The organism is Mucilaginibacter litoreus, assembly GCF_042676805.1.
In the GTDB taxonomy this organism is placed as follows: Bacteria; Bacteroidota; Bacteroidia; order Sphingobacteriales; family Sphingobacteriaceae; genus Mucilaginibacter; species Mucilaginibacter litoreus.
The window spans coordinates 563,591-583,659 of record NZ_JBHTHZ010000014.1 but is presented as its reverse complement, the minus strand read 5'-3'; the positions used below and the strand labels follow the sequence as shown (position 1 = coordinate 583,659).

The window sequence follows — 20,069 nt, the reverse complement described above, 5'->3', positions numbered from 1 at the left end:
TACAGGTAAAATGCAAAGCTAAGCGAATTACTGTATATTAGACGGTTGTTGAAAAATTGTTCAAACATGTGTTATTTAGTCTGACGCATTTGAATCAAGCATCAATAAACTATCTTTAATTTACAACGCTTATCCTGACATTGTCATGAAACATTCGATCATTCCACGGCTGGAGCTGGAAGCCTTTGCTGCAGATGGGTATAAAACTTCTGTGTTAAATGTGGAACATTATCCCTTGAGCTCAAAACATTTTGTGATTGAAAACCGTAACAATTATCCTGTAAAAGATTATATATCCCCCCACCGCAGAAAGTTTTATAAAATATTCCACATGACAGCCGGTACCGGTATACTTACTATCGGCCTGAACAGGTATGAGATGGGACCGGACGAGATTGCATTTTTGCACCCGGATGAACTGATGTCGTGGCAAACCACATCTGAAGAGACCGGAGGCCACTTTTGCCTGATACATCCTGATTACTTTGGGCAGGATGCAGATCATGTATTGCAATTATTCCGGCAGTACCCATATTTCATTCCTGATCGTGCTGTGGTTCAGCTCACAGCCGGCCAGTCTGCTGCCATTAATGGCTATTTTGAAATAATGCTAAAAGAGGAACGCGGCAATAGCGACGACAAAAAGCAAGCTATATTATTACAATTACAAATGTTGCTATTGGAGAGCCGCAGGGCTGGTAAAAGCAAGTTGCAGAGTGCGGTTTCAGAAGGTTATGGGTATATTTATCGCTTTCTTTCGCTGCTTGAGTCTTCTTTCCAGGTGCAGGAACATAACTCAATTGCTAAGCTAAAAACCGCTGCGGAATTTGCAGATGAACTGCACGTACACCCCAATTACCTGAATGCACTTGTAAGAAACCATACCGGCAAAACCTTAAGGGAGCACATACAGGACAGGCTTTTACATGAGGCGAAATCGTTGTTAGTGCAAACCGACTGGGGTATAAACCAGATCAGTGATGGACTGGGGTTTTCAGGGCAGGCTGCATTTACCTCGTTTTTCAGGAAAAAGGCTAATCTTTCGCCATCCGAGTTCAGGAAGGCTACGGTTTAGTCTTTAATATTTGAAAATCGCAAATATCCCTATGATCTGAATAAGGCCCTCCTGCGGCTTTGTAGCTTCCTTTGTGCCATACAATTCAATAATCATTATCATGAAAACACAAAAAGTATGGTTCGTTACAGGAGCCTCAAAAGGATTAGGTTTAACATTAGTAAAAAGATTATTAAAAGAAGGTTACAAGGTAGCTGCAACTTCTCGTAACGCAGAAACATTACGCCAGGAAGTTAATAACCACACCGCCGACTTCCTGCCCCTGCAGGTTAACTTAACAGACAGTAATAGTGTAAAAGATGCCGTAAAGCAGATCATTACTCAGTTAGGTGCAATTGATGTAGTGGTAAACAACGCGGGTTATGGGCAATTAGGCACACTGGAAGAATTAACTGATGAAGAAGCCCGCCTTAACTTTGATGTAAATGTATTTGGAACCCTGAATGTCATCAGGAATATCATGCCTCATTTTCGCGAAAAGAAGGCTGGCGCATTTTTTAACATATCATCTATTGCGGGTTTCTTAGGAACCTTTCCTGGCTGGGGTATTTACAATGCCACCAAGTTTGCGGTTGCAGGCCTTACCGAAGCTTTATCGGCAGAAGTACAATCTTTAGGCGTTACTGCAACTATCGTTTATCCGGGTTATTTTAAAACCAACTTCTTGCTGCAGGGCTCGCTACGTACTGCGGCAAACCCAATTGCTGAGTATAAAGAAGCTCGTGATCTGGAAGTGATCCATAACGAGCAGATCATAGGCAACCAACCCGGCAATCCTGAAAATGCCGCTGCTGCGTTTATCCGGTTGGCAGAAATGGAAAACCGGCCGTTGCACCTTTTCTTAGGATCGGATTCATTCGGGATGGCAAAAACCAAGATAGAGGCGGTTGAGAAGGATCTGATGGCTTTTGAAAGCATAAGCAGATCAACTGATTATAAAAATTGACTTTAAACAAAAGCGCCCGATTAACTACCGGGCGCTTTCATTTAAAAAACACAGGGTTTAAACCCTTCAGGAAAAACTAAAAGGGGGACTTTGGTGTGTTCAGCAAGCCGTTGTGTTATGCTCGGAGAAAACAGGCCATGCTTTAAATGTGTAATGGCTAAAATATCCAGTTGCCCATTATCGGTAAGCCATTTAAGACCTTTTTTTACGGCTTCGCTTTGCAGGCCGCGATAGTAGATACGCGGATAATCTATCTTATTGGTTACCTTATTTAAAAAAGCATTTATCTGTTCTTTATCCTTTCCGGGAAGGTCAACTACATGGGTAAGCAATATTTCTGCATTGAAGTGGCGGGCCAGCGAAGCCAGCATTTGCAACCTGTCAATATCACCGTCATCAAAATTAGTGGCAAAAGCTATCTTTTTAACAGGCTTGTAACTGTAATCTTTAGGAACGAGCAATAAAGGGAAATCAGCCTTATCGATAAGTGCTTTGGTGGTGCTGCCAACTATCAGCTTTGAGAACAGGTTAGCGCCAGACATTCCCATGATCACCAAACTGGCTTTGTCGTCGCTAACCAGGTTACGTACCAGATCAGTAGCGCTCCCTATACCAGTAGAATGTGCGATAGCCGGATGATAGCCAGTCCCGGTGTTGCCATCTGCCGACAGGCTGTCCTCAAGATAGGTAAGCTCCGTCTCTGAAGCCTCTTTAAGGCTGTCCAGGTCTTCCAGCGGCCAGGCTATTTGTGCGGAAAAAACGGTTTCTGCGGGTACTTGTATAGCATTGCAAAGCTTTATCCCTGCATGTATCCGCTTAGCAACCTGGAGCGCATATCTTGCAGCGTTAGTAGCGGCTGGCGAAAAATCGGTGGGCACAAGTATTGTTTTCATAATTTTTAAGTTATGTGTTACAAATGTCTGTCAAAAGAGTGTTTAAAATAATGATGGCGGTCATTAATGGTTATTTGCCACGTTAAGCGTAGCATCATCGGGCGCGTACATTAACCCGTCCAGTGCTTTGTCAAGGTTGTAGATATCATCATATTTTACCAGCACACCATCCTTCATTTCACAAGTTAGGTAGGTGATATAAACAGGCACCGGTTTTTTGAGATAAAAGTTTTTGGTGATGCCTTTCTCAATAGCATTTTCCATATCCTTGATCTGGCTGCTGTTATTATCGTTCGTTAACATCAGGGCTGCCAGCCGCTTTGGATTTTGCACCCGCACACAACCATGGCTTAATGCACGGGCTTTACGATAAAACAATGCCGGCTCCGGCGTATCATGCAAATACACATCGTAAATATTAGGGAACCGGAACACCAGTTGCCCCAGAGCATTATCGCAACCAGCAGATTGTGTGGCGCGATAACGTCCCGGTGATTTTAAAATTGCTTTTAGATACAATGTGTTGGCACTGATCAGCACGCCTGCATCATTGTAAATACTGTAATGATTATTAGTTAAGTATGCAGTATCTTTAATAGCCTTAGGCAAAAGCTCCTTAACAAATATTTTTTGAGGCACCCTCCATTCCGGCGAGGTGGTAAAGTATTTAATTGCGCTTTGCAGCGTTGGTGTTGGGTTGCCTGGTTTACCTACTACCACGCGGAAAGTATCTGTCTTACTGCCATGATAAAAGCTAAGTTGGTAAGAGGGAATATTTACCTGCACATAATTATCGGTATCGGTAGCCGCCCAGCGCAAACGCTCCATATTAAGGGCCATTTTACGTACATCTTCTTTCGGAAACTCGTAGCAGTCGCCCAACTGCACACCTGCAACTATATGCATCTGATTTTGGAGGCCTTGATAAAGTTTGTTTTGAGGTTGAGCGGTCGTGATTGCCAGCATGAAATCTTTACTGGTTAATGCCAACTGAAGCAGGGAAGCAGCATCAAATACCTCTACACCTTTATCAATTTTGCCGGCCGGATACTGCGGGTTATATTTACCAAAATGCAGGTAATTAATAAAAGTAAGTACTGCATCGGTAAGCACAATCTCAAAACGCGCTTTTTCGGTTAAACCAACATTACCCGGCTGCTCCAAAATTTCATGAAGCGTGGAATACAATAATTCGCCGGGGTGGTAATCTGCACGGTTAAGTCCGTATTGCAAAACACAATCCATCATCAGCATAGCCGCCCATGTATTATCGGCATGGTTCTGATCAACAATCCAGTTAGGTACAAACTGCCTTTGCGCATATAATCGCCTTACAGATGCAGGAAATTTAAGTGATAGGCTACCGCTGTTTAACTGCCTGGCTATCTCTTCGGTCAACGCCTTATCAACTGGTTTTACATCCGTTTTGACCTGTGCCCCTGCCCTAAAAAAAGCAAGCGTCAGAATAAGCAGAAAAACGCATGCAAGCAGTAGGGTATTTACGCTGTATGCGTGCCGGCTGTGTTGATGAAGTGCAGTATGCTTTTTCATGATCGTTGGGTTTAACGATACAAAGTTGCAATGTACCGCTTGCTTAAAATGTGACTGCCGTCATTCAATACATTGATTGTTAGCACCAATCAACAATTGATTTAACGATGCTCAAACAGCCAGCTAAATGGTTTAAACTTGCGGCGCGGCTTTAAGCCAAATTGCTTTATGCTTTTTTCTTTGATTAGCTCAGCAGCTTCGGCTATATCATCAGTAACCAGGTAAAAACGCTCATCCTGATCGCCGATAGTGCCATCGCGCTTCATTACCTGTATGTGTTCCAGCAGCTCCTTATGATACGCTTTCCCGAAAATGATGATAGGAAAATCTTTTATCTTTCGTGTCTGTATCAGGGTCAATGCTTCAAAATATTCATCCAGTGTACCATACCCGCCGGGCATTACAACAAACGCGAATGAGTATTTCACCAACAATACCTTGCGTAAAAAGAAATGGCTCATGTAAACCCATTTGTCAAGATATGGGTTTGGCTTCTGCTCTACAGGTAGTTGAATGTTGCATCCTACCGAATATCCGCCAGCATCCCGGGCGCCGCGGTTAGCTGCCTCCATTAAGCCTGGCCCGCCGCCTGTTATGATAGTAAAACCCAGCTTTGAAAATTCGGCAGCGGCTTTACGGGTAAGTTCATAATAAGGATGATCTTCCTGAAACCTGGCTGATCCGAAGAAAGTAATACAGGGGCCGATGAAATGCAGCGCCCTCAAGCCACGTATCAGATCAAACATAGTCTGGATGGTAAACTTAAGCTCTTTTAAACGCGAATGAGGGCCATCTAAAAATTGAATTTCGGAACTGTTGGTCATAACGGTTAGTTTATAACCAAAGATGAAAAGCGCCGGTTGGCCAAAAGATGATTTACGGCACTTTTTGTGATGGCGCTCGTCAATAATATCAGTGCTATCGCATTGGCGGCTTTAAACATGACTTATATCACTTTTATAACTGAATCATGTTACATTTGAAACGGCATCCGGTCATGATATTTGCAGTTGTAAGCGGCAAAGGCTTAATTTAGCTTATGGAAAACGCAGTTTTACTTAACGCCATTATTGAAAATGCTATTGATGGCATCATTACTATAGACGATAGAGGCTTGGTGGAAAGCATCAATCCGGCTGCGTGTTCGCTGTTTGGATACACCCCTGGCGAGGTGATCGGAAAAAATATTTCCTTTTTGATGCCCCCGCCAGATCGCACACATCATGATGAATATATACAACGGTATCAGCATACCGGCGTACCGCATATCATTGGCATTGGCCGTGAAGTAAAGGGCCTTAGGAAGGACGGATCCGTATTCCCGTTTATGCTTGGTGTAAGCGAGGTTACACTCTCAGGAAGAAAGATCTACGCCGGCTTTATCCATGACCTCAGTCAGCAAAAGCGGGCCGAGGAGCAGCTGAAAGATTATGCCACACATTTAGAGGAAATAGTGGATGAACGCACCTTCTCGCTGCAGGAAAGCGTGGAGGCGCTGCAAAATGCAAAAGAGGAAGTAAGCCTGTCGCTGGAAAAGGAAAAAGAGCTGAGCCAGCTCAAAAGCCGGTTTGTATCCATGGCCTCGCATGAGTTTCGCACACCGCTGAGCGCCATACAATTATCAGCATCATTGATTGATAAGTATGCCCAGCCGTTTAAAAGCGAGCATATAGCTAAGCATGTTGGTAAAATAAAAAACGCGGTAGGCAACCTTACAACCATACTTAACGATTTCCTTTCCCTCGAAAAATTAGAGGCGGGCCGAGTTGAACCCTCTTTTGCACCCTTTGACCTGGTAAAGCTATCGGAAGAGATAACAGAAGAGATGCAAATGGTGGCCAAGCAAAATCAGCATATCATTTACCAGCATACCGGCAAAGAAAGCGTAGTGACGCTTGACCAAAACTTATTGAAGAACTGCATATTTAACTTAATAGCCAATGCCATCAAATACTCTGGCGAAAACACCTTTATTGAATTTAATACCGAAATAACAGGCAATGCAATTACCATTGTGGTGAAAGACAATGGCATTGGCATCCCGGAGAAAGATCAGAAACATTTATTCGAGCCTTTCTTTCGCGCGCATAATACCGGCAGCATTCCCGGCACAGGCCTGGGCTTAAATATAGTGGCCCGTTATACCCACCTGATGAACGGCAGCGTGGATTTTAAGAGTATTGTTAACCAGGGCACATCATTTACCATTTTATTTAAACGACATGAGTAAACAAGTTTTGATCATAGAAGATAATAGCGATATCCGCGAAAATGTTGTTGAGATACTTGAGTTGGCAGATTTTGCTGTTTTACAGGCTTGCAACGGAAAGATTGGAGTAGACCTTGCCATAAAACATAAACCCAATATTATACTTTGCGACATCATGATGCCTGACCTGGATGGCTATGGTGTGTTATACATGCTTAGCAAAAACCCGGATACGGCCGCTATTCCCTTTATTTTTCTGACGGCTAAAGCTGAGCGTGTCGACTTAAGAAAAGGCATGGAAATGGGTGCCGATGATTACCTCACCAAGCCATTTGACGATATAGAATTGTTAACCGCTATTGAAACCCGGTTGAGAAAGAAAGACCAGCAGGAAGGCTTTTACAGCCGCTCGCTTGATAAAATCGGCAGCCTGGTAGCCAGGAATAATGGCCTGGCCGAATTAAAGAAAATTATAAGTGAGCGCAAAAGCCGCCTGATCAAAAAAAACCAGGTATTATATTATGAAGGCGATAAGGGTAACGGGCTTTACATTATTCTGAGCGGCAAAATTAAAACCGTAAAACTCGCCGAAGACGGCCGTGAGCTGATGACAGGCATACATGCCGCCGAAGATTACCTTGGCGTAAATGCCATGCTTGCTAATGAACCTTATGCTGATACGGCAACCGCCCTTGAAGATTCGCAGTTATGCTTGATACCAAAAGAACAGCTTGACGAACTGATCAATCAGTATCCGGATGTCGCCCGGGAATTTATTAGAATACTGGCCAATGACGTACGCGATAAGGAAGAACAATTGCTTCACCTGGCTTATAATTCGGTACGCAAACGCATGGCCGAATCATTGTTACGCCTGCATAAACAAAACAGCAACTCCCCAGGATTTAAGATAAGCCGCGAAGACCTTGCAGCGATGGCTGGCATGGCTACAGAAACCGTAAGCCGGACACTTACCGACTTTAAGGACGAAGGGCTTATTGAAAAAAAAGGCAGTTTAATAACCTTATTAGATGAGCAGCGCCTTTTTAAAATGAAAAACTGACGAATATCACTTTTTACGTTGACTGCAAGCAGGTAATGAGCCTGCACACCGTGGTAACTTTGATACATCAAAATATTGCGGATGAAAGTAGTAGCGTATAGTATTAAACCGTTTGAAAAGGAATTTCTTTCAAAAGCCAATCAGAAAAAGCACGACATAACACTTATATCCAATCCTTTAAGCTTGGAAACCTCTGTTTTTGCAGAGGGTAAGGATGCTGTTGTAGTGTTCACCAATGACGATGTTTCTGAACCGGTTATAAACAGGCTGGGCGAGCTGGGTATAAAATACGTGGCCACACGCTCGGCCGGTACAGATCATATCGACCGGGATGCGGCAAGCCGGTTGGGCATCAAAATAGCTAATGTACCTTACTACTCACCCCAGGCAATTGCCGAACACGCGGTAGCGCTTGCCTTTGCACTTAACCGTAAAATAACCAAGGCAGATAGCCATTGCCATCAGTTTAACTTCATTAACGACGGTTTAATGGGCTTTAATTTTGCAGGTAAAACGGTTGGGCTTATTGGCTTGGGCAAAACAGGCATGGCCGCCGCTACCATCTTTAAAGGTTTAGGCTGCAGGGTTATTGGTTATGATATGATCTTCCCAGAAAACGATATAATTGAAGCCGTGTCACTTGCCGATCTGTATGCAGAAGCTGATATCATTTCGCTTCACATACCGCTAACGGCGGCTAACAGGCACTTCATCAGTCATGAAGCTTTAAGCAATATGAAAGATGGCGTAATGCTGCTTAATACTTCGCGCGGTGCCCTTGTAGATACTACTGCGGTTATACAAGCCTTACAAACAGGCAAAATAGGTTACCTGGGACTCGATGTTTATGAATTTGAAAAGGGGTTATTCTTTGAAGATCATGAGCAGGACCACGTTAAGGACACCTTGCTAAGCCAGTTAATGCAGTTTGATAATGTGCTGATCACCCCGCACCAGGCGTATCTGACCCGCGAGGCACTGCAAGGTATTGCCGACCAGACTATAAAAAACCTTGACCTGTGGCAGCAAAATAAATGTGTAGGCAAAGCCTGCGTATGCGCAAAAAACTGTCGTGCTGCGGCAGGATAATTTTTTAATTATGAAACCAGATCTTACTCAAAAATATAACGTGGCCGCTCCGCGCTATACCAGTTACCCAACCATGCCTTATTGGGATGTTGACAACTTTAATATTGCAGGATGGGAGAGCTCAGTAAAAGCATCTTTCGAAGAAAGTAACGAAAAAGAAGGCGTAAGCATTTATGTGCATCTGCCTTTCTGCGAAAGCTTGTGTACTTATTGCGGCTGCAATACACGCATCACCAAAAATCACGCGGTAGAGCTACCTTACATACAAGCGGTATTAAAAGAATGGCAAATGTACAGGGCGCTGATGGGCCACAAACCTTATATACGCGAGTTACATTTAGGCGGCGGTACGCCTACATTTTTTAGTGCCGAAAACCTCAAAATGCTCATTTCCGGATTGCTTGAGGATGCCTATGTGCACCCCCAGGCCGAATTTAGCTTTGAAGCGCACCCAGGCAATACTACTTCTGCGCATCTCCAAACGCTGTATGATTTGGGCTTCAGGCGGCTTAGCCTGGGTATACAGGACTTTGATCCTGCAGTGCAACTGATCATCAACCGCCATCAAACACTTGACCAGGTACGTGATGTTACCTATGCGGCCCGAAAAATTGGTTACACCTCTATTAATTACGACCTGATCTACGGCTTACCCCTGCAAACCTTAAACGGCCTTGTAAACACCATGCACCTGGTAAGCGAGCTGGTGCCCGACAGGATAGCTTTTTACAGTTACGCACATGTGCCATGGATAAAACCCGGTCAACGCAAGTTTACCGAAGCAGACCTGCCAGATGCCACTACCAAGGCCAAGCTGTATGAGGTTGGCCGCAGCCTGTTAAAGAACTATGGTTATGTTGAGGTTGGCATGGATCATTTTGCCTTACCTAACGACCAGCTGGTTACAGCAGAGAAAAACGGCGACTTGCACCGCAACTTTATGGGATACACCCATCAGCATACGCAGTTACTGGTTGGGCTCGGCGTATCTTCCATCGGCGATTACTGGTATGCGTTTGCTCAAAACGAAAAGAAGCTGGAGGACTACCTTAAAGCCATTGAACTCGGAGTTTTACCCATAGCGAAGGGGCACCTGTTAACCGATGCGGACCTGGCTATCCGTAAACACATTCTTGAAATAATGTGCACCGGCAAAACCAGCTGGAACCATCACATTGAACCGTTTGATGAACTGATAACCGGTATTGAACGGTTAGAGCCACTTGCACAGGACGGCCTTATTGAACTCTGCTCGTGGGGTATCACCGTTACCGATACCGGGCGTCGCTTTCTGCGCAATATCTGTATGGCCCTTGATGCAAGGCTTTGGGCCGACAAACCCGCAACACAATTGTTTAGCATGGCCATATAAGTACTTTAAAAAAGGCAAGGCCGCCAGTAATTTGGCGGCCTTGCCTTTTTAGTTATATGTTGATTTTATTAGGGGTTAGCAATTTGTAATACTATACGGCCGTTGATATCGCCCTTACGCATATCATCAAATACCTTATTGATATCCTCAAGGCTGGCGGTATGGATATTAGCTTTTACTTTGCCTTCAACAGCAAAGGCAATAGCTTCCTGCATGTCCTTACGTGTGCCAACAATTGATCCCCGGACGGTATAACGGTTCAGCACGGTTTCAAAGATCGGAAGATCAAAGCTTCCTTTTGGCAGGCCATTTAAGGCAATGGTGCCTTTGCGCCGCAACATGGCCGTACCCTGCTCAAAAGCAATTGGCGATACCGCTGTCACCAGCACGCCATGCATACCACCCGTTTGCTGTTTCAGCACTGCTGCCGGATCGTTTAATTTTGCGTTTACAGTTATATCGGCGCCAAGTTGTCTGGCCAGCTCCAGCTTGTCATCCGCAATGTCAACAGCGGCAACATGCATGCCCATTGCTTTGGCGTATTGTACCGCCAGGTGCCCCAGGCCGCCAACGCCTGATATGGCTACCCACTCGCCGGGTTTCACCTCCGTTTCCTTCAATCCTTTATACACGGTTACCCCCGCGCAAATGATAGGCGCCATCTCTGCATAGTTAATCCCTTCCGGAAAATGGGCTACGTAGCGGGCGTCGGCCAGTACATACTCGGCAAAGCCTCCGTTAACGCTATACCCACCATTCTTTTGCTCTTCGCATAAGGTTTCCCAACCGGTGATGCAGTATTCGCAGCATCCGCACGCACTGTGTAACCAGGGCGCACCAACAATATCTCCTACTTTTATATGCTCCGCATCGCGGCCTACAGCTACTACACGTCCTATAGCTTCATGTCCCGGTATCAGGGGCAGCGGCGGCTTAACGGGCCAGTCGCCATTTGCGGCATGTAGATCGGTATGGCAAACGCCGCAGGCAATTACCTTTACCAGTATCTGGTTGGCCGACGGCGAGGGCACCGGTACATTTTCAATTACAAGCGGTTGTCCAAACTCGTGCACAACCGCGGCCTTCATTGTTTGAGGTATCATATTATAAAGCAAATAGAACAACCATGGTTAAATGAGCCAGTATGCTTACAGCAAAAAGTGCTAAAAGTGTACGGATACTTGCACCGCCCATACCTGCAATTATATTAGAGAAGAATAAGCCAAGGGTTACTGCCAATACCGCTAACGGCGCATCAAAATAGTAAAGCAATACTGCAGGCACCGGTAAAAACAGCACGCCTTGCGCTATTAAGGATACCATGAACCACATGGTGCGGTTAGGCGCTTGTTTATCTGCCCAGGCTGTAAGCTTATTAATTGAAAAACTGTTGTTATTGGCGGCCACTGTGGTTTTCAGTGCAGCGGTAGTATTTGTTAAAGTTGCCATATCATTAATTTTATACAGCAAAGTTGCCCTAAATACTGCTGCCTCGACATGACATCAGACGGTATAAAATGTGATGCTGGGCACCTTTTCAGCTTAGTGGCAAATGCTTACGCCCATGTCTTTTATCAGCGGGCTCAGGTAGGGGATATTCAGCCCGGCGCCGCGTAGTACAAACCATACGCCAAGCAGCAACATGAGGTAGGGCATGGTAAGGTTTATGCGACGGCGTGTGCCCTGGCTTAACAAGCCAATACTTAAGGACATAGCCAGCATCAGGGGCATTGTACCGGCACCAAACCAAAACATAAAAACCCCGGCCTCAATAGGTTTAGCCGTAGTAAGCGCGCCAAACATGGCTATATAAACAAACCCACAAGGTAAAAGCCCGTTAAGCATACCTAAGATAAAATGCCCCGCCCGGTGCCGCACCGCAAAGCCGATCAATTTATGGAGTGGAATCCAGGAAAAGCCTGCCCGGAAGCTTTTGGGGCGCCAAAGGCGCAACAGACCGGCAAAAAATACAATGGCCCCACTTATGATGCTGATTGTTTGCTGTAACCCGGCCAGCCAAAACAACTTGCCTGCGTAGCCCAATAACATGCCTAAAGCTGTGTAAGTAGCAACCCTGCCAATATTATACAACAACTTATCGGCAAACAGCTGCCAGCGGTATCTTGCTGAAGACGGTATGCCGAATGCCAGCGGCCCGCACATACCTACACAATGCACGCTGCCTGCCAGGCCCATCAAAAATGCAGTAAGGTTAACGCCCGTCAACATAAAGCTCCTGCTTAAACAAATACTGTTTGTTATTGCTGCTCCAACTGACTATTGTGTTCCACTGCCCGGGAGCAAGCTTATCGGCAGCCTTAATTGTCGCGATGTTACTGGTGCCGGTAGATAATTCGAAAACGCGATCTTTATCGGCACCAAGGTTACTGATAAATTTGATAGACCCTACTGCAGGTTGCTTAAACTGCACGGTAATAACGCCACCTGTCTGCTTAAATGATGGCTGGGCCTTATCAGCCACCACCAGTTGCTCGCGTTGATAATCCTTATCAAAGGTGAGGCCCTTTTCATAGTATTGATGGTCGTAATCGTCCTCGGGCATTTTAAACATATATACACTAAGGCTTACAATAAACGCCATAAATATCAGCATCCCTATTACCAGTCCTTTTCCCCAATTCATTTTATTAATTATTTACCGGCCCGATAAATGATGTGCTAACCGTTTCCATCACTCTGCCGTTTGTTATCAATTGTAGTTTTATATCCGTTTTAGGCGTTTGGATAGCTGTACCGGGCAGCATCACAAAAAATACCGTTTTAACCGATCCGCCCTTATCAATTTTACCCGGGGCCTGTATGTACTTGATCCTGATTGCCGGATCTGTTGCCCGGATGACAATATTTTTGGCCTGATCAGATTTATTAATGATCTCGGCATTGTAAATATTGCTGATGTACCCACCCGGCTGCTCCTGATAAAGGATGCCCGCACTGCGCATCACGGTCATATCAAGCTCGCTGCGGCTGAAAATAAAATAGCCAAGCACACCAATCAGCACTGCAATTACCACGCTGTAGCCTGCCATACGCCAGGTAAAAGCCGGTTTACGATTCTGGCTGATCATGTTCTCTGAGTAATACCCGATCAGATTAAGCTGCTTATTGATCTTTTGCATCACATCATTACAGGCATCTATGCAGGCCGTGCAGTTGGTACATTCCAGCTGTGTACCTTTACGTATATCTATCCCGGTAGGGCAAACCGCTACACAAAGGTTACAATCAATACAATCACCTTTTACATCCTGCTGCTCATCTTTCCTGATCTTACCGCGCGGCTCACCTCTTACATCGTTATAGGCTACTACAATGGTGTCTTTATCCAGCAAAACCCCCTGTAACCGGCCGTAAGGGCATATTACCGTACATACTATCTCACGCACCTGGCTGTAAACAAAGTAAAATACACCGGTAAAGATCCAGATACTGATAAACCCGATAATGTGTGCCCCGATAGGCTCCGTTACAATTTTCAGCAAATTTTCGCTACCGATGACATAAGCAAGGAATGTGTTAGCGATAAGGAACGAAAGCAGTATAAAGATCAGGTGCTTTGAACCTTTCTTCAGCAGCTTTTCGTTGGTCCACCCGCCTGCATCCAATTTGCGGCGTCTGTTAGCATCGCCCTCAATCCAGATCTCGATCTTACGGAAAACCATTTCCATAAAAATGGTCTGGGGGCATATCCAGCCGCAAAACACCCGACCAAAAACGATAGTAAACAGGGCAATGCAAACCACAAAAACCAGGGTTGCCAGTACAAATAAAAAAATATCCTGCGGCCAGAAAACCTGCCCTAACAGTACAAATTTGCGCTCAATAAAATTTAATAGTAATAACGGCTGACCGTTTATCCTGATAAATGGCCCTGCAAAGAAGAATAGCAAATATACATAGCTTATTGCCGACCGCCATTTGTATAGCTTACCTTTGCGTAAAGCCGGATACAGCCACTGCCTTTTCCCTTGTCCTACTGCTATTGTAGCTGTTCCGTCCATACGTTTACTTTGATGCTAATTTTTCTGCTGTTTCTTTTTCTCCCTGCGGCTCTTTAGCGCCTGCCGGATGACTTCCCTGTAAAGAAAGTATGTAGTTGGCCACATCGGCTATTTGTTTAGGCGATAGCTGTTTCTCCCAGGTAGGCATACCTTTTGCCTGTACACCGTACTTAATTGTTTTAAACACATCGCCAATTTTACCGCCGTGCAACCAGTATTCATCGGTAAGGTTAGGGCCAACCAATCCCTGTGCATTTTCGCCATGGCAAGGGGAGCAGCTTTGTTTAAATACCGATTTACCTTCGGCCAGCATAGCCGGATCTGTAGCCAGCTTTACCGAATTTTCATCAACGCGGTTAGCCGCTTTGCTCAGGTAAATTTTTTTCTCTATCTCGGCCTGGGCCATTTCTGTTTTATACTCGGCGTATTGCAGCTGCCCGGTTCCAAATACGTGGTAAATAAGCAGGTAACTTACCGCAAACACAATGGTAGCGTAAAACAGGTACATGAACCAGGCAGGGGTGGGGTTATCCAGTTCCTGTATGCCATCGTAATCATGCTCAATCAAAATATCCTTTTCCTGAGACAGTGGCTTTAATGAAAGCAGCTTGTTCCAAACTTCACCTTTTTCTTTTTTGGGTTTTTTGGCAGGCTGCAGCTTTTCGGTTATCTCGGCATCTGTTAAGCCCTCAGAGCGTAAAAGCACCCGCGCCAGTACCCTGAAGGTTCTGAGCAAAACCAGCATAACCACAAGGAAGAGCACTAACATGGCGATAATTAAACCATAACCTATGTAGTTTTTGGTTTTGTCAGATAGCATGCTATCGCTTTGAGCAAATGAGCTTTGGCTTAAAAAAGATAAAATAAATAGGGTTAAAGCGCCGCGTTTCATAGTGATAAGTTTTGGGTTGTATCAGTTTCATTTCCATCCAGCGGCAGATCGCTCATGTGCCGGATATGGCTTTTTCCTATCCTGAAGAGCAGGAGCGCCACCACTATAAAAAATACCAGGAAGATGCCCAATGAGCTTAGCAGATATACCTGGTGGCCGTTTATATTTTCTGTGAATTGCTTAAACATGGTTGCTTTATTTATTTGCTGTTTTACTGGTTTTAATATCGGTACCCAGGCGTTGCAGGTAGGCTATAATGGCTACTATCTCTTTATCGTTGGTTACCTTGATCTTGTCTTTGGCAAGGTTTTGAGCTATGGCGCTGGCCTGTTCATTCAGGTCGTGGTTGGCACGCGCTTCATATCCCTCAGGGTACGGAACACCCAGCTTGCGCATAGCGCTTACTTTAGCCGCGGTTGTAGTGGTATCCAGCGTTTGGGTGATCAGCCAGTCGTAATTTGGCATGATACTGCCCGGCGACATCAGGCGCGGGTCCATCAGGTGATTGTAATGCCATGCGTTACCATATTTCTGTCCTTCGCGTGCCAGGTCCGGCCCGGTACGTTTAGAGCCCCACAAGAAAGGGTGATCATATACAAACTCACCGGCCTTGCTGTATTCGCCATAACGTTCAGTTTCAGACCGGAAAGGCCTCACCGTTTGTGAGTGGCAGTTTACGCAACCCTCACGTATATAAATGTCACGGCCTTGCAGCTCCAGTGGTGTATATGGTTTTACACTGGCTATGGTAGGCACATTAGATGATATGGTCATGGTAGGCATCAGCTCTATTATTGATCCGATAAGTATCACTATCAGCGCAAGTATCATCAGTTGTACCGGTTTGCGCTCCAGTTTACGGTGCCAGCCATGCTCGGCAGCTGCGTTAACAGGCTCTAAAGGCATCGCCTCTGCAGCATCGTTGGCAACCAACTTGCCCTGCGCCATGGTGCGCGCCAGGTTATAGGCCATCACAATAACACCCAACAGATACAGCGTACCACCAATAGAGCGCATCACGTGCATCGGGATAATGCGCAGGGTGGTTTCCAGGAAGTTAGGATATTTCAATATCCCTTCCGGTGTAAACTCTTTAAGCATCAACCCTTGTGTAAACCCGGCCCAGTACATTGGTATGGCATAAAACAGTATACCCAATGTGCCTATCCAGAAGTGGAAAGAGGCCATCCTTTTTGAGTATAGCTCGGTCCTGTAAATGCGAGGTATCAGCCAGTAGAGTATGGCAAAGGTCAAAAATCCGTTCCAGCCAAGGGCTCCAACATGTACGTGGGCTACTATCCAGTCGCTGAAGTGGGCAATACCGTTTATTTGTTTGAGCGATAGCATTGGCCCTTCAAAAGTGGCCATACCGTAAGCTGTAAGGCCTACCACCATAAATTTAAGCACCACATCGTCGCGCACCTTATCCCAGGCACCCCGAAGGGTAAGCAAACCATTGATCATTCCGCCCCAGCTTGGTGCTATCAGCATGATAGAAAATACAACGCCTAATGATTGCGCCCAGCCCGGCAGGGTAGTATATAACAAGTGATGCGGGCCAGCCCATATATAAATAAATATCAGCGCCCAAAAGTGCAGGATACTTAATTTATATGAGTAGATAGGGCGGTTAGCCATTTTAGGCAAAAAGTAATACATCATGCCCAGGTATGGCGTGGTTAAAAAGAATGCGACCGCATTGTGCCCGTACCACCATTGTACAAGTGCATCCTGCACCCCGGCGTATACCATATAGCTTTTAAAAGCTGATACAGGCAACTCAAATGAGTTTACAATATGGAGCACCGCTATAGTTACGAATGTGGCAATGTAGAACCAGATGGCCACATACAGGTGCCGTTCGCGACGCTTGATAATGGTACCGAACATGTTTATGCCAAACACCACCCATATCAGGGTTATGGCTATATCAATAGGCCATTCCAGTTCAGCATATTCATGTGAAGTGGTTAAACCCAGGGGCAGGGTAATAACAGCCGATACGATGATCAATTGCCACCCCCAGAAATGGATACGGCTTAACACATCGCTAAACATGCGCGCCTTTAACAGGCGTTGTAACGAGTAATAAACGCCCATAAAAATGGCGTTACCAACAAAGGCAAAAATAACGGCGTTGGTATGTAACGGTCGTACACGGCCAAAGGTGGTGTACTGGTTGCCCATGTTCATGCCGGGTTTAAAAAGCTGGATGGCGACTATAAGGCCCACCGTCATGCCGATAATGCCCCATACAATGGTGGCTATACCGAAATTCCGGACGATTTTGTTGTCATAGTAAAATTTTTCGGGGTGCATAGTGGTCTTGTATTATGGGTGTAAAATTATTCTGAGATCACGGGCTGCAGAATGATCAGGATATGGTAAAATTGTGATAAGGGTCACTTATTCTTTACGGTCTTCAGCATCTTCATCAAGTAAGATCCTGACAGAAGGTGTATACAGGTCGTCGTTCTGTCCGCTGCGCTGCGCCCAGAAAAAAGCGGATAAAAAAGCGAGCGCCAACACTACGCTGCATCCAATTAAAAAGTAAATAATGCTCATGCCAGGTGCCTCCTTTTAGCAGCGATGTGCGTAGCTATTGTAGTAAACGATATAATGGTGGCTGTACTCAACGGCATTAGTATAGCTGCCGTTAGGGGTGATAATTTCCCGGTAACCGCATAACTTAAACCAATGAGGTTGTAGGTAAGGGATATCAGGAATGAAATATGAATAATGGTCACCGTGTTTTTTGAAAACTTCAGAAAGTCGGGCAGTTTACCAAACGACTTACCATCCAGTATGGCGTCGCAGCCGGGCGAAAAGTTGTTTACATTATCGGTAACAGCAATACCCAGGTCGCTTTGCTTTAAGGCGCCTGCATCATTGAGGCCATCGCCTATCATCATTACCTTATTAGCCGGGCTTTGTAAATGCTGTATCAACCTAAGCTTATCCTGCGGCGACTGGTTAAAACTCATGCAGCCCTGCTGTTTAAAATAGGGCAACAGATCGGCCCTTTCATGGTCGTTATCGCCCGAGATCAGGAATAGTTTGTATTCATCGTTTAATTGGGCAACCTTGCTTAATCCGTTGCGGTAATGTTGCTTAAAGGTGAAATAACCCAGGTACTGGCCATCAATCATCAGGTGCACACGTGTAGCACCGGCAGCCTCCTCGTAATCGTTAAACATAAAACTGCCGCTACCTATTAATACATTTTGGTTGCCAATAATAGCGCTGATGCCTTTGCCCGGTATTTCCTGGTAACTGCTTACATCAAGCTTTGCAACATTACCCAGGTATTCGCATATCATCCGCGATAGCGGGTGATTAGAGTTTACACAAGCGCTGTAGGTCAATTGGGTTTCTACGGTGTTTAGTTTACCATTTAGTAAAACACGGTTATCAGCGGCATTGGTTATAGTGCCTGTTTTATCAAACACGACAGATTTTATGCGTGCCAGCTGTTCAACAACCGCGGTGTTTTTCAGGTAAAACAAATTCCTGTCGAATATGCTGAGCGCGGCCGACATGGTAAACGGCGTACTCAAGGCAAGGGCGCAGGGGCAGGCTACAATAAGTACAGCGGTAAATGCTGCAATACCCCTGTTAATATCTGCAGATGCCCAGTAGAGTAAAGCCCCAAAGGCAATCAGCAGCAATACAATGGTGAAATACTTGCTTACCCGCTCGTTAAAAGTTTGCATGCGGTTATCCTGATTGCGTGTAAAGGCTTCGTTATTCCACAATTGAGTGAGGTAACTTTGAGAAACCGGCTTAACTACTTCCAGCTCTATGGCCTCGCTGGTTTGGCGGCCGCCTGCATAAATTATTTCGCCCAGCGTTTTACTTACCGGCACCGATTCGCCGGTAACAAAGCTAAAATCAATCAGGGCCTCGCCTTTCAGAAGGATGGCATCAGCCGGTATTATCTCATTATGCCTCAATAATATCCTTTGGCCAACCTTCAGATCGGCTAATGGCACAGGCTTTTCTCCCGCCCCGGTAAGCACCTGCACAGCAACCGGAAAAAAAGAGCGGTAATCGCGTTCGAAAGAAATATGGTGATAGGTTTTGCGCTGCACAAACTTACCTACCAGCAGGAAGAACACCAGCCCACATAAAGTGTCTGCAAAGCCAGCCCCGGTATGATAAGCTACCTCTAACAACGTGCGCAAAAACAAAACGGCTATGCCCAACGCCAGTGGAAAATCAATGTTAAGTATCTTATTGCGGATGTTATTCCAGGCGGATACAAAATATTCCCAGCCGCTGTAAAATACAACCGGTAAGGAGAACAGCACGTTTAGCCATCCAAAAAAATGTTTAAACGATTGTTCAAACTCAGATAAGCCAAGGTACTCAGGGAAACTAAGCAGCATTACGTTGCCAAAACAAAAACCGGCAACGGCAATACGCTGTACAAGGTTGTCCCTGGTTTGGTTATTCTGCTTTTTTATAACATCCTGCAGGCTGATCAATGGCTCGTAACCGATATCAAAAAGCAGTTCGGCCAGCTGCCGTAAGCTTATCTGCCGCGGGTCGTATTTAACGTTGACCTGTTTTTTCAGAAAGTCGATACGGCTGTATAAAATTCCGGGGTTAAACTTGTTAAGTTTTTCCAGCAGCCAAATACATGAGCTGCAATGTATGTGGGGGATGTACAGGGTTACAATGGTCAGGCTGTCATCTTCATAATCAACCAGCTCTTTGATTATTCCTGCATCATCCAGGTACTCAAAGCGCTTATCAGTACGTAAAAGGGTAGCGCCGGGATGATCGTTAAAAGTATAATAGCTGCAAAGGTTGTTTTCAGATAATATCCTGTAAACGCTTTTACAGCCCTGGCAGCAAAACGTTTTATCTTCAAGCAGGTATCTGGTGGTTAAACACTCGTCGCCGCAATGATAACAGGTTGTTTTTTCAGTAATAATTCTCTCCGTCATCTGCA

19 protein-coding genes are annotated in these 20,069 nt (G+C 45.3%); 6 read left to right on the top strand and 13 right to left on the bottom strand.

The window, feature by feature from the left end; translation table 11 throughout:
• Window positions 1–145 precede the first annotated feature (145 nt).
• On the top strand, window positions 146–1,075 hold the full coding sequence (locus ACFQZX_RS18425) for a helix-turn-helix domain-containing protein (RefSeq protein WP_377118171.1): 930 nt from the start codon (window positions 146–148) through the stop codon (window positions 1,073–1,075).
• A 100-nt stretch (window positions 1,076–1,175) separates the two neighbouring features.
• The gene (locus ACFQZX_RS18420) at window positions 1,176–2,021 is read left to right on the top strand and encodes an SDR family oxidoreductase (protein WP_377118169.1); all 846 of its coding nucleotides are present in this window, start codon (window positions 1,176–1,178) and stop codon (window positions 2,019–2,021) included.
• 41 nt (window positions 2,022–2,062) lie between these two features.
• On the opposite strand, the gene ACFQZX_RS18415 is transcribed toward ACFQZX_RS18420, so the two are convergent.
• From ACFQZX_RS18415 to ACFQZX_RS18405, 3 genes are all read right to left on the bottom strand, one after another.
• Complete coding sequence (locus tag ACFQZX_RS18415; RefSeq protein ID WP_377118167.1) at window positions 2,063–2,914, bottom strand: universal stress protein; 852 nt, start codon at window positions 2,912–2,914, stop codon at window positions 2,063–2,065.
• Between the two features lie 63 nt (window positions 2,915–2,977).
• Entirely contained in the window at window positions 2,978–4,465 is a 1,488-nt protein-coding gene (locus ACFQZX_RS18410) for a L,D-transpeptidase family protein (RefSeq protein ID WP_377118165.1), read from the bottom strand.
• A gap of 101 nt (window positions 4,466–4,566) precedes the next feature.
• Window positions 4,567–5,289, bottom strand: a complete 723-nt coding sequence (locus ACFQZX_RS18405) for an LOG family protein (protein WP_377118163.1) — start codon at window positions 5,287–5,289, stop codon at window positions 4,567–4,569.
• Between the two features lie 215 nt (window positions 5,290–5,504).
• Here ACFQZX_RS18405 and ACFQZX_RS18400 point away from each other — a divergent pair, with 215 nt between their 5' ends.
• The 4 genes from ACFQZX_RS18400 to hemN all read left to right on the top strand — a co-directional run bounded on the left by ACFQZX_RS18400 (window position 5,505) and on the right by hemN (window position 10,198).
• Window positions 5,505–6,695, top strand: coding sequence for a PAS domain-containing sensor histidine kinase (locus tag ACFQZX_RS18400; protein ID WP_377118161.1), 1,191 nt, complete (start codon window positions 5,505–5,507; stop codon window positions 6,693–6,695).
• On the top strand, window positions 6,688–7,737 hold the full coding sequence (locus ACFQZX_RS18395; protein WP_377118159.1) for a response regulator: 1,050 nt from the start codon (window positions 6,688–6,690) through the stop codon (window positions 7,735–7,737). Before ACFQZX_RS18400 ends, ACFQZX_RS18395 begins: the two co-directional genes overlap by 8 nt.
• A gap of 81 nt (window positions 7,738–7,818) precedes the next feature.
• Complete coding sequence (locus ACFQZX_RS18390; protein ID WP_377118157.1) at window positions 7,819–8,826, top strand: 2-hydroxyacid dehydrogenase; 1,008 nt, start codon at window positions 7,819–7,821, stop codon at window positions 8,824–8,826.
• Window positions 8,827–8,836: 10 nt separating this feature from the next.
• Window positions 8,837–10,198, top strand: a complete 1,362-nt coding sequence (hemN, locus tag ACFQZX_RS18385; RefSeq protein WP_377118155.1) for an oxygen-independent coproporphyrinogen III oxidase — start codon at window positions 8,837–8,839, stop codon at window positions 10,196–10,198.
• A gap of 68 nt (window positions 10,199–10,266) precedes the next feature.
• On the opposite strand, the gene adhP is transcribed toward hemN, so the two are convergent.
• From adhP to ACFQZX_RS18335, 10 genes are all read right to left on the bottom strand, one after another.
• On the bottom strand, window positions 10,267–11,301 hold the full coding sequence (adhP, locus tag ACFQZX_RS18380) for an alcohol dehydrogenase AdhP (protein WP_377118153.1): 1,035 nt from the start codon (window positions 11,299–11,301) through the stop codon (window positions 10,267–10,269).
• Window position 11,302: 1 nt separating this feature from the next.
• On the bottom strand, window positions 11,303–11,647 hold the full coding sequence (locus tag ACFQZX_RS18375; protein WP_377118151.1) for a hypothetical protein: 345 nt from the start codon (window positions 11,645–11,647) through the stop codon (window positions 11,303–11,305).
• Window positions 11,648–11,740: 93 nt separating this feature from the next.
• On the bottom strand, window positions 11,741–12,427 hold the full coding sequence (locus ACFQZX_RS18370; RefSeq protein ID WP_377118149.1) for a sulfite exporter TauE/SafE family protein: 687 nt from the start codon (window positions 12,425–12,427) through the stop codon (window positions 11,741–11,743).
• The gene (locus ACFQZX_RS18365; RefSeq protein WP_377118146.1) at window positions 12,411–12,842 is read right to left on the bottom strand and encodes a FixH family protein; all 432 of its coding nucleotides are present in this window, start codon (window positions 12,840–12,842) and stop codon (window positions 12,411–12,413) included. Before ACFQZX_RS18365 ends, ACFQZX_RS18370 begins: the two co-directional genes overlap by 17 nt.
• 4 nt (window positions 12,843–12,846) lie before the next feature.
• A complete protein-coding gene (ccoG, locus tag ACFQZX_RS18360) occupies window positions 12,847–14,220 on the bottom strand; it encodes a cytochrome c oxidase accessory protein CcoG (RefSeq protein ID WP_377118144.1) in 1,374 nt (457 codons plus the stop codon).
• 4 nt (window positions 14,221–14,224) lie between these two features.
• On the bottom strand, window positions 14,225–15,112 hold the full coding sequence (locus ACFQZX_RS18355) for a cbb3-type cytochrome c oxidase N-terminal domain-containing protein (RefSeq protein WP_377118142.1): 888 nt from the start codon (window positions 15,110–15,112) through the stop codon (window positions 14,225–14,227).
• Window positions 15,109–15,300 (bottom strand): hypothetical protein, encoded by a 192-nt coding sequence (locus ACFQZX_RS18350; protein WP_377118140.1) that lies wholly within the window; start codon window positions 15,298–15,300, stop codon window positions 15,109–15,111. Before ACFQZX_RS18350 ends, ACFQZX_RS18355 begins: the two co-directional genes overlap by 4 nt.
• 7 nt (window positions 15,301–15,307) lie before the next feature.
• The gene (gene ccoN, locus ACFQZX_RS18345; protein ID WP_377118138.1) at window positions 15,308–17,431 is read right to left on the bottom strand and encodes a cytochrome-c oxidase, cbb3-type subunit I; all 2,124 of its coding nucleotides are present in this window, start codon (window positions 17,429–17,431) and stop codon (window positions 15,308–15,310) included.
• A gap of 87 nt (window positions 17,432–17,518) precedes the next feature.
• Window positions 17,519–17,677 (bottom strand): cbb3-type cytochrome oxidase assembly protein CcoS, encoded by a 159-nt coding sequence (ccoS, locus tag ACFQZX_RS18340; protein WP_377118135.1) that lies wholly within the window; start codon window positions 17,675–17,677, stop codon window positions 17,519–17,521.
• On the bottom strand, window positions 17,674–20,064 hold the full coding sequence (locus ACFQZX_RS18335) for a heavy metal translocating P-type ATPase (RefSeq protein ID WP_377118133.1): 2,391 nt from the start codon (window positions 20,062–20,064) through the stop codon (window positions 17,674–17,676). Before ACFQZX_RS18335 ends, ccoS begins: the two co-directional genes overlap by 4 nt.
• Window positions 20,065–20,069: the final 5 nt, after the last annotated feature.